The organism is Serratia sp. (in: enterobacteria) (assembly GCF_046715635.1).
GTDB lineage: Bacteria > Pseudomonadota > Gammaproteobacteria > Enterobacterales > Enterobacteriaceae > Chania.
Window position 1 is genome coordinate 1 of the sequence record NZ_JBKJYW010000497.1, and the last position, 9,426, is coordinate 9,426.

At 59.0% G+C, this 9,426-nt stretch carries 10 protein-coding genes and 1 pseudogene; 10 read left to right on the plus strand and 1 reads right to left on the minus strand.

The annotated features are described in order from the left end of the window. Nucleotides 1–1,628 (minus strand): phenylacetic acid degradation bifunctional protein PaaZ (gene paaZ / locus ACLQ7H_RS25370; RefSeq protein WP_411755058.1); only part of this gene is annotated, 1,628 nt, incomplete at its 3' end. 318 nt (nt 1,629–1,946) lie between these two features. On the opposite strand from paaZ, the gene paaA reads away from it, so the two are divergent. The 10 genes and pseudogenes from paaA to ACLQ7H_RS25420 form a co-directional block, all read left to right on the plus strand. Continuing rightward, a complete protein-coding gene (paaA, locus tag ACLQ7H_RS25375; protein WP_411755059.1) occupies nt 1,947–2,885 on the plus strand; it encodes a 1,2-phenylacetyl-CoA epoxidase subunit PaaA in 939 nt (312 codons plus the stop codon). 14 nt (nt 2,886–2,899) lie between these two features. Next, complete coding sequence (gene paaB, locus ACLQ7H_RS25380) at nt 2,900–3,187, plus strand: 1,2-phenylacetyl-CoA epoxidase subunit PaaB (RefSeq protein ID WP_411755060.1); 288 nt, start codon at nt 2,900–2,902, stop codon at nt 3,185–3,187. A 9-nt stretch (nt 3,188–3,196) separates the two neighbouring features. Next, nucleotides 3,197–3,958: a 1,2-phenylacetyl-CoA epoxidase subunit PaaC gene (paaC, locus tag ACLQ7H_RS25385; protein ID WP_411755061.1), complete on the plus strand. Its 762-nt coding sequence runs from the start codon at nt 3,197–3,199 to the stop codon at nt 3,956–3,958. An 8-nt stretch (nt 3,959–3,966) separates the two neighbouring features. Continuing rightward, a complete protein-coding gene (paaD, locus tag ACLQ7H_RS25390; RefSeq protein WP_411755067.1) occupies nt 3,967–4,464 on the plus strand; it encodes a 1,2-phenylacetyl-CoA epoxidase subunit PaaD in 498 nt (165 codons plus the stop codon). A 14-nt stretch (nt 4,465–4,478) separates the two neighbouring features. Further along, nucleotides 4,479–5,537, plus strand: a complete 1,059-nt coding sequence (paaE, locus tag ACLQ7H_RS25395) for a 1,2-phenylacetyl-CoA epoxidase subunit PaaE (protein WP_411755062.1) — start codon at nt 4,479–4,481, stop codon at nt 5,535–5,537. A 9-nt stretch (nt 5,538–5,546) separates the two neighbouring features. Further along, on the plus strand, nt 5,547–6,320 hold the full coding sequence (gene paaF / locus ACLQ7H_RS25400; protein WP_411755063.1) for a 2,3-dehydroadipyl-CoA hydratase PaaF: 774 nt from the start codon (nt 5,547–5,549) through the stop codon (nt 6,318–6,320). Nucleotides 6,321–6,323: 3 nt separating this feature from the next. Next, nucleotides 6,324–7,121, plus strand: a complete 798-nt coding sequence (paaG, locus tag ACLQ7H_RS25405) for a 2-(1,2-epoxy-1,2-dihydrophenyl)acetyl-CoA isomerase PaaG (RefSeq protein WP_411755064.1) — start codon at nt 6,324–6,326, stop codon at nt 7,119–7,121. 47 nt (nt 7,122–7,168) lie between these two features. Next, nucleotides 7,169–8,710, plus strand: a complete 1,542-nt coding sequence (locus tag ACLQ7H_RS25410) for a 3-hydroxyacyl-CoA dehydrogenase (protein ID WP_411755065.1) — start codon at nt 7,169–7,171, stop codon at nt 8,708–8,710. Beyond that, nucleotides 8,710–9,150, plus strand: coding sequence for a hydroxyphenylacetyl-CoA thioesterase PaaI (paaI, locus tag ACLQ7H_RS25415; protein WP_411755066.1), 441 nt, complete (start codon nt 8,710–8,712; stop codon nt 9,148–9,150). Before ACLQ7H_RS25410 ends, paaI begins: the two co-directional genes overlap by 1 nt. Then, nucleotides 9,147–9,426: pseudogene (locus tag ACLQ7H_RS25420) on the plus strand (3-oxoadipyl-CoA thiolase); the annotation flags it as partial. The gene paaI and the pseudogene ACLQ7H_RS25420, both read left to right, overlap by 4 nt.

A 9,426-nucleotide genomic window follows, 5' to 3' on the forward strand; every position in this document is an offset into this window, starting at 1 on the left:
ATCTGCAACTGCTCAAAGTATTTGCGGAACGGGTGTACCTGCTCTTCCACTACGTCGGCACCCCGTACCCATTCACGGCTGATGGCCGCCAGCATCGACGGGCTGCCTTGGATCGCCGTGCGCTGCAGGTAATGTTTTACCGCCCGCAGCCCACCAAGCTCTTCCCCGCCGCCGGCTCGCCCTGGCCCGCCATGCACCAGCAAAGGTAGCGGAGAACCGTGACCGGTCGATTCCGTAGCCGCGTGGCGATCCAGCACCAACATGCGGCCATGGGCGCAGGCGGTTGCACGAATAAACTGTGAAGCCAACGCTGCATCAGCCGTCACCAACGATCCGGCCAGACTGCCTTGCCCCAACAGCGCCAGCTCAATCGCCTGCTCGGTCGTCTGATACGGCATCAGCGTTGCCACCGGGCCAAACGCTTCGGTGCCATGCACGGCCTGGTGGCGGAACGGATCGGCACAGTACAGCAGGGTGATCGGATAAAAAGCACCTGATTGCGCGCCATCACCCACCACCTCCAACTTATCCAGCGTCGCGCCACAGAGTGGCTCACAGCCATTGCGCAGCAGGAATTCCACCTTTTGCTGCACGTCGTCACGCTGTTCCTGATTGACCAACGCCCCCATCCGCACCTGCTCCAGCTGCGGGTCGCCAATTTTTACGCCAGCCAGACGCTGCAGCAGCGCTTGTTGTACCTCGGCTATGCGGGCCGCCGGCACAATAATACGCCGAATAGCGGTACACTTTTGCCCCGCCTTGCTGGTCATTTCGCGGCTCACCTCTTTGATAAACAGCGCAAACTCCGGCATCTCTGGCGTCACGTCCTCCCCTAACACGCAGCAGTTAAGTGAGTCGGCTTCCATGGTGAAAGCGATGGATTTTTCCAGCAGGCGTGGGTGAGAACGCAGCTTCTGCCCGGTTTGCGCAGAGCCGGTAAAGGTGACCGCATCCTGATAATCGAGGTGATCGAACATATCGCCCACGCCACCGCAGATTAGCTGCAACGCGCCTTCCGGCACCAACCCGCTGTCGATAATCAGCTTCACCATCGCCTGGGTAAGCTGTGCCGAAGCGGTGGCGGGTTTGATGATGGCTGGCATGCCCGCCAGCCAGGTAGGTGCCAGTTTCTCCAGCATTCCCCAACAGGGGAAGTTGAAGGCGTTGATATGCAGCGCGACGCCGGGGCGAGAGGTCAGTACATGGCGTGCGGCAAACTGCGACTGCTTGGAAAGAGGGATCAGCTCATCTTCCGGCCACAGCGTATCGTCCGGCAATTCGCGCCCTGCCAATCCCGCATAGGAGAACAGCGTGGCGATACCGCCTTCAATATCTACCCAGCTGTCATTGCGTGTGGCCCCGGTTTGATAGGAGATCTGATAGAGCGCTTCTTTATTAGCCAGCAGGTGTTTAGCCACCGCTTTCATCATCTGGGCGCGCTGCTGAAACGTCATCTTTGCCAGCGCCGTGCCACCCAGCTTGCGGGCATAACTCAGGCTGGCAGCCAACGGCAGCCCGTCGGAGCAGACCTGATACAAAGGCTCGCCGGTAACGGCATGCTGGATCTCGCGGGATGGCCCGTGGCCGTACACCCAAGCGCCAGAAAGGTAACTGGTTAACTGCTGCATTTGCTCCTCCGGAATTCATAAATAGTCACTATCAAGCTTAATGATGTATCACATATCCTCCACTTTGCGCCAGATTAAAATTTAACAAAATGAAAACAAAACTATAAATACCACCAATTAACGCCAAAATAGCAAATAAATACTTCACCTATATTTAATTGTAAATCAACAAATTAACAATAAATGCTGTGGGTCACATCGCAAATCCCCGCATTTTGTATTTGATCTTATTGTTATCAAGTTGTAGCTTTACGGCTAGTTAAAGTGATTCACATTTTTGGTTTTAATGTGAAAAACATGAATCACCAAGAGGCAAGCATGACAACTGACCCACAATTTCAGCAGCACTTTGACGACAAGATCGCCGCAGATATTTCCATCGAAGCCAAAGACTGGATGCCGGATGCCTATCGCCGCAATCTGATCCGGCAAATCGGCCAGCACGCGCATTCCGAGGTGGTCGGCATGTTGCCGGAAGCCAATTGGCTGACCCGCGCCCCTTCCCTGCGGCGCAAAGCGGTGTTACTGGCGAAAGTCCAGGATGAAGCCGGGCACGGCCTTTATCTGTACAGCGCGGCGGAAACCCTCGGCTGCACTCGCCAGGATATCTACCAAAAGATGCTCGCCGGTCAGATGAAATACTCCTCTATCTTCAACTACCCAACGCTGAACTGGGCCGACATTGGCGTGATCGGCTGGCTGGTCGACGGTGCTGCCATCGTCAATCAGGTCGCCCTGTGTCGTGCCTCTTACGGCCCCTATGCCAGAGCGATGGTGAAAATCTGTAAAGAAGAGAGCTTCCACCAGCGTCAGGGTTACGAAGCCGTGATGGTGATGGCCCAAGGCAGCGAAGCGCAAAAGGCCATGTTACAGGACGCCATTAACCGCTTCTGGTGGCCAGCGCTGATGATGTTTGGCCCTAGTGATAGCGATTCCCCCCACAGTGCACAGAGCATGGCCTGGAAGATCAAACGCCACAGCAATGACGAGCTGCGGCAGAAGTTTATCGATAACACCGTACCGCAACTGGAAGCCCTGGGTATGACTGCCCCCGATGCCGATTTGCCATGGGATGAGGCCAGCGGGCATTACCGCTTTGGCGAGATCGACTGGGCAGAGCTGAACGAAGTGATCCAGGGGCGCGGACAGTGTAACCACGAACGCCTGCAAGCCAAGCGTAAAGCCTGGGACGAAGGCAGTTGGGTACGGGATGGTGCCATGGCACATGCCAGCAAACGCGCGGCAAATGCAGCGTAATCTAGGAGAGAAAAATGACTCACGCCGAATGGCCATTGTATGAAGTGTTTATCCGCAGCAAGCAGGGATTGGCCCATCGCCACGTGGGCAGCCTGCATGCCGCAGACGATCGGATGGCGCTGGAAAATGCCCGCGATGCCTACACCCGCCGCAGTGAGGGCTGTTCGATCTGGGTGGTGCAATCGAGCCACCTGATCGCCTCCCAGGAGGAGGATCGGGCGGCGTTCTTCGATCCTTCCGACGACAAAATTTACCGTCACCCCACGTTCTACACCATCCCCGACGGCATCAAGAACATGTAGAGGCAGGCCATGACGATGAGTAACGCAGCAACAATCAGCTATGCCCTGCGCTTGGGCGATACACCGCTCATTCTGGCACAGCGCCTGTGCGCCTGGTGTGGCCATGCTCCTGAGCTGGAGATCGACCTGGCACTGGCCAATATTGGCCTCGATCTGCTGGGACAGGCGCGCAATTTTCTTGCCTATGCCGCCGAGCTTTCCGGCCCGCAGCACAGCGAAGACAGCCTGGCCTTTGGCCGCGACGAACGTGAATTCCACAACCTGCTGCTGGCGGAACAGCCTAACGGCGGCTTTAACGACACGCTGGTACGCCAGTTCCTGCTGGATACCTACCACGTACTGCTGCACCGCGAGCTAAGCCACAGCAAAGACAGCCAACTGGCCGCCATCGCCGCCAAATCGCTGAAAGAAGCGGATTATCACCTGCGCTTCAGCCACGGCTGGATGATCCGCCTGGGCGACGGCAGTGAAGTCAGCCACCAGAAGATCCAGCAGTCATTAAACGACCTGTGGCGCTTCACCGCCGAGCTGTTCCACGCCGACGAGCTTGAGCTGCAGCTGGCCGAACTGGGTATTGCCGTCGATCCGCGCCAATTGCAGGCACCGTGGCAGGCCATGGTGAACGATACGCTGCAACAGGCCACGCTCGCGCTGCCCACCGAGCAGGCATTTCGCCACGGCGGTAAGCAAGGGCGGCATACAGAACACCTCGGCCCGATGCTGGCAGAGATGCAGTTTCTGCCACGCGCTTATCCAAACTGCAATTGGTAGAGGCAATGATGAATATCACCCGACTGCAACCGGCCGAGATCCCGCAGATCTGGCACTGCTTACAGCAGATCAGCGATCCCGAACTGCCGGTACTGTCCATTACCGATCTGGGCATGGTACGTGACGTGGAGCGCGACGGTGCAGGCTGGCACATCACCTTTACCCCAACCTATTCCGGCTGCCCGGCGACCGAGTACCTGCTCAACGCCATTGAACAGACGCTGCACGAGGCGGGTTTCAGCCCGGTGAAGATCACCATCAGCCTCAGCCCGGCCTGGACCACCGACTGGATGAATGCGGATGCCCGCCAGCGCCTGCGTGAATACGGCGTGGCACCACCGCAGGGGCAAACCTGTGAGAAGCCTTTAGCCAACGGCCCGGTGCAGTGCCCCCGTTGCGGCAGCGAGCACACGGAAAAGATCAGCGAGTTCGGTTCCACCGCCTGCAAAGCGCTTTACCGCTGCTGCGAATGCCGGGAACCGTTCGACTATTTCAAATGTATTTAGGAGCACTGAAAACCATGACGGTCTTTCATCGCCTGAATGTCGCGGCCATCGAGCGCGAAACCCCGGACGCCGTAGCCATCACGCTGCGCGTCCCGGACGAACTGAAATCCCATTACGGCTACACCCCCGGCCAGCACCTGACGCTCAAAGCGCGGGTCAACGGTGAAGAGCTGCGCCGCTGCTATTCCATCTGTAGCGCACCGCAGGACGGCGTATTGCAAATCGGCATCAAGGCGATCCATCAGGGGCGCTTCTCTTCGTTTATCAACCAAAGCTTGCAGGTAGGTGACGAGCTGGAAGTGATGCTGCCGCAGGGCCGTTTTGGTTACCAGCCGCAGGCACAAACCCAAGGTAACTATCTGGCGATCGCCGCTGGCTCCGGCATCACACCGATGCTGTCGATCATCAAGGCGACGTTGCAATTGGAACCCAACAGCCAGTTCACGCTGATTTACGGCAACCGCACCAGCCGCTCGGTGATGTTTAAAGAAGCCCTCTCGGATCTGAAAAACCGTTATCCACAACGCTTCCAACCGCTGTATCTCTTTAGCCAGGAAAATCTCGACAGCCCGCTGCTCAGTGGCCGCATCGACCGTGACCATCTGACCGCGCTGGGTAACACGCTGGTGGACTTCAACGAGTTCGACCACGCCTTTATTTGCGGCCCAGAGGCAATGATGGACGATGCGCATACCGTGCTGGAGCTGGCCGGTATGCCTACCGAACGTATTCACAGCGAGCGTTTCAACACCAGTGGCATCGTCGCCCGGCCTGCCAATGCAGGTAGCCGCAACGCGACTCAGGTAGAGATCCGGCTCGACGGCCGCAGCCTCAAAATCGACGTCGGCAGCGAGGATGACAGCATTCTGGATGCCGCCTTACGTCAGGGGGCCGATTTACCTTACGCCTGCAAAGGCGGCGTCTGCGCCACCTGCAAATGCAAATTGAAGGCCGGTGAGGTGGATATGGCGATCAACTACAGCCTGGAGCCGGATCAGTTGGCAGCAGGCTATGTTTTGAGCTGCCAGTCCTGGCCACGCGGTGAAGGCGTGGTGCTGGACTTTGACGTTTAGGAGCCGACGATGGAAACCCCTTGGATCCTGCGCGAACAGCAACAACGCGTAGTCACACTGACGCTGCACCGCCCCGATGCCCGCAATGCGTTAAGCACCGCCTGCCTGGAGCAGTTGGTTTATCAACTGGAACAGGCCGATAGCGATGCCGACGTCGGTGCCGTGGTGATCGCGGGTGCCGCCCGGTTCTTCGCGGCCGGTGCCGATCTGCGCGAATTACAGCAGCAGGATGTCGCCGCCACCCAGCTCGATCACCGCCCGGTGCTATGGCAGCGCTTGGCCCAGTTCAGCAAACCCTTGCTGGCGGCAGTGAACGGTTACGCGCTCGGTGCTGGCTGTGAGCTCGCTCTGGCCTGCGACATTACCCTCTGCGGCGAAAGCGCCCGCTTCGGCCTGCCGGAAATCACTTTAGGCCTGATGCCCGGTGCGGGTGGCACTCAACGCCTGATCCGCAGCGTGGGTAAATCCCGCGCCTATCAAATGGTGCTGACCGGTGAGGCCATCGACGCCCGCTGCGCACTGCAAGCCGGGCTGGTGAGTGAGGTTTGTGTCGATGCATTAACGCTGGAGCGAACTCAACAACTGGCCCAACGCATCAGCCAACAGGCACCGCTGGCTCTGCGCGCGGCTAAACAGGCGCTAAAACAAGCGCAGGAATGCGGCCTCAGCCAGGGCTTGCAAATGGAACGCCAGCAGTTTGTCACCCTGGCCGCCACCGAAGATCGCCGGGAAGGCATTGCCGCCTTCTTCGAAAAACGTACACCGAACTATCAAGGGCGCTGATTTATGGAAAACGCATTAATTCTTAGCCACATCGAAGCCGGGGTGTTGACCCTTACCCTGAACCGCCCCGATCGGCTCAACAGCTTTAACGATGAAATGCATCACCAGCTCAGCGAGGCGCTGACCGTGGCCGAACGCGATGACAGCGTGCGTTGCGTGCTGATCACCGGTGCCGGGCGCGGCTTCTGCGCCGGACAGGATCTGAACGATCGTAACGTCAGTGTGGATCAGGCCCCCCCGGATCTTGGGCTGTCGGTAGAGCGTTTTTACAACCCGCTGATCCGCCGCCTGAGCGCGCTGCCCAAGCCGATTGTCTGCGCGGTCAACGGCGTTGCTGCCGGAGCGGGTGCCGCACTGGCAATGGCCTGCGATATCGTGGTGGCCGCCGACAACGCCAGCTTCATCCAATCCTTCTGCAAACTGGGCCTGGTGCCGGATTCCGGCGGCAGTTGGTATCTGCCACGCCTGGCTGGGCATGCACGAGCCATGGGGATGGCGCTGCTGGGGGATAAAATCAGCGCTCAGCAGGCGCTGGAGTGGGGAATGATCTGGCAGGTCGTGGCCGCCGCCGAGCTGGCCGATCACACCCAAAGCATGGCCAAACAGCTTGCTACCCAACCGACCTACGGCCTGGGGCTGATTAAAAAGGCCATGTACAGCTCGGCCAGCAATACGCTCGACCAGCAGCTCGATTTAGAGCGCGATTTACAGCGTCTGGGTGGCCGTAGTGCCGACTATCGCGAGGGCGTCAGCGCCTTCTTCGCCAAGCGCCCACCGAACTTCAGCGGGAAACAGTCATGAACGGGATACAGCCATGAACGGGATACAGCCATGAACGGGAAACAGCCATGAGAGAGAAGATGGCGGTAAATGCTTTAACCCCCTCCGCTACGGTGGCAGTAATTGGTGCCGGAACCATGGGGATCGGCATTGCCCAGGTGGCCGCCGCGGCAGGACACCGGGTCAAGCTGTTCGATATCGCCCTGCCCGCCGCCTCCCACGCGCTGGAACAGCTCGGGCAACGCCTGCGCAAGCGGGCCGAGGCAGGTAAAGCCGATGCCCGCAGCACCGAAACCCTGCTGGGTAATATCCAGTTGACCAGTTCGTTGAGCGATCTGGCCGACTGCCACCTGGTGATCGAAGCGGTGGCGGAAAAACTGGCGATCAAACAGAGCCTGTTTCGCGATCTGGAGGCGATATGCTCTACCGATACGCTGTTTGCCAGCAATACCTCGTCACTTTCAATTACTGCCATCGCCAGTGCGCTTCAGCATCCGCAGCGCATGGCGGGCCTACACTTCTTCAACCCGGCTCCGCTGATGAAACTGGTGGAGATCGTCGGTGGGCTGGAAACCAGCCCGGCAACACTGAGCAACCTGCAAACCTTGGCTCAACATTGGGGTAAGCACAGCGTCGTGTGCCGTTCTACGCCAGGCTTTATCGTCAACCGCGTAGCCCGGCCTTTCTACGGTGAAACCCTGCGCGCTCTGGAAGAACAGATTGCCGATCCGGCCACCTTGGACGCCGTGCTGCGTGATGCTGGCGGTTTCGCCATGGGCCCGCTGCAACTGACCGATCTGATCGGACAGGACGTCAACTATGCCGTCACCGAGTCGGTCTATCACGCCTTCTATCAGGACAGCCGCTTTACGCCTTCGCTGGTGCAGCAGGAGCTGGTGGCTGCCGGGCATTTGGGCCGTAAGAGTGGCCGGGGTTTTTACCGTTATGCCGATGAACAGGCCGTGACGTCAGCCGCTTTTGCTTCGGCGGGAGGGGCTGATTTGCCTCAGTCCGTCACCTTGCACGGCGACTGGTCAGCCATCGGCGAGTTTGCACAGTTGCTGACGGGAAATGCGGCAGCGATCAAACATCCTGGCCAGACCAGTCCGTTTGCCCGGATCGACGAAGTTACATTTATGTTAACAAATGGTAAAACAGCAAGCCAAGTCGCCGAAGAAATCGGAACGCCCGTGGTACTGTTCGACCTGTCCGTCAACTATCAGCACGCCCCCGTTATCGCCATCAGCAGCGCCGAGCAGAACGCGGTGCCGCACACGGCCAAGGTCATCCGCCTGCTGCAATCGCTGGGTAAACAGGTGATCCACCTGCCAGATTACCCGGGCCTGCTGGTGATGCGCACCGTCGCCATGCTGGCTAATGAAGCCCTGGACGTGGTGAACAAAGGCGTGGCCAATGCCGCCGATACCGACGATGCCATGCGGTTTGGCGTCAACTACCCACAAGGGCCGCTGGCCTGGGGCAGCAAGCTCGGCTGGCAACAAATTCTCACCACGCTGGAAAACCTGCAACGTTATTACGCGGAACCCCGCTATCGCCCAATGCCGCTACTGCGCCGCTATGCTGCCAATTATTCAGGAGCCGAATGCTGATGAATGCCAATACTCCCCGCGCGCTGGCCCAGCGCTGCGCCGAACAGATGTTTAGCCAGGATACCTGCGCACAGGCAATGGATATGCACATCGATGCCGTGGATGCCGGTATGGCCAAAGTCAGCATGACCGTCGGACCACAGATGCTCAACGGCCACCAGACTTGTCACGGTGGCCAGTTGTTCAGCTTGGCAGATACCGCTTTTGCTTATGCCTGCAACAGTCAGGGACTGGCGGCAGTCGCTTCTGGTTGCACCATCGATTTTATCCGCCCGGCGCGGGCAGGTGATCGCCTCACTGCCTGCGCAGAGGTGCGCCATCAGGGTAAAACCACCGGGCTGTACGACGTTGAAATTGTTAACCAACTGGGGAAAACCGTCGCCTGGTTCCGTGGCCGCGCCCATCGGTTGGGCCACAGCATTTTAGGAGAGCAGCCATGAATCAGGCCTTTATTTGCGATGGCGTCCGCACGCCGATAGGCCGTTACAGCGGCGCGCTGGCAAACGTGCGGGCCGACGATTTAGCCGCCCTGCCGCTGCGTGCTCTGCTGGAGCGCCACCCCAACGTGGACTGGTCGCGGGTGGATGACGTGATCCTCGGCTGCGCCAATCAGGCAGGGGAAGACAACCGCAATCTGGCCCGTATGGCGGCGCTGCTGGCCGGACTGCCACAAAACGTTTCCGGCACCACCATCAACCGGCTATGCGGTTCGGGGT

Coding starts and splice junctions, on each gene's coding strand:
- paaA (WP_411755059.1), top strand. CDS start 1,947: ATGACAACTGACCCACAATTTCAGCAGCACTTTGACGACAAGATCGCC.
- paaB (WP_411755060.1), top strand. CDS start 2,900: ATGACTCACGCCGAATGGCCATTGTATGAAGTGTTTATCCGCAGCAAG.
- paaC (WP_411755061.1), top strand. CDS start 3,197: ATGACGATGAGTAACGCAGCAACAATCAGCTATGCCCTGCGCTTGGGC.
- paaD (WP_411755067.1), top strand. CDS start 3,967: ATGAATATCACCCGACTGCAACCGGCCGAGATCCCGCAGATCTGGCAC.
- paaE (WP_411755062.1), top strand. CDS start 4,479: ATGACGGTCTTTCATCGCCTGAATGTCGCGGCCATCGAGCGCGAAACC.
- paaF (WP_411755063.1), top strand. CDS start 5,547: ATGGAAACCCCTTGGATCCTGCGCGAACAGCAACAACGCGTAGTCACA.
- paaG (WP_411755064.1), top strand. CDS start 6,324: ATGGAAAACGCATTAATTCTTAGCCACATCGAAGCCGGGGTGTTGACC.
- ACLQ7H_RS25410 (WP_411755065.1), top strand. CDS start 7,169: ATGAGAGAGAAGATGGCGGTAAATGCTTTAACCCCCTCCGCTACGGTG.
- paaI (WP_411755066.1), top strand. CDS start 8,710: ATGAATGCCAATACTCCCCGCGCGCTGGCCCAGCGCTGCGCCGAACAG.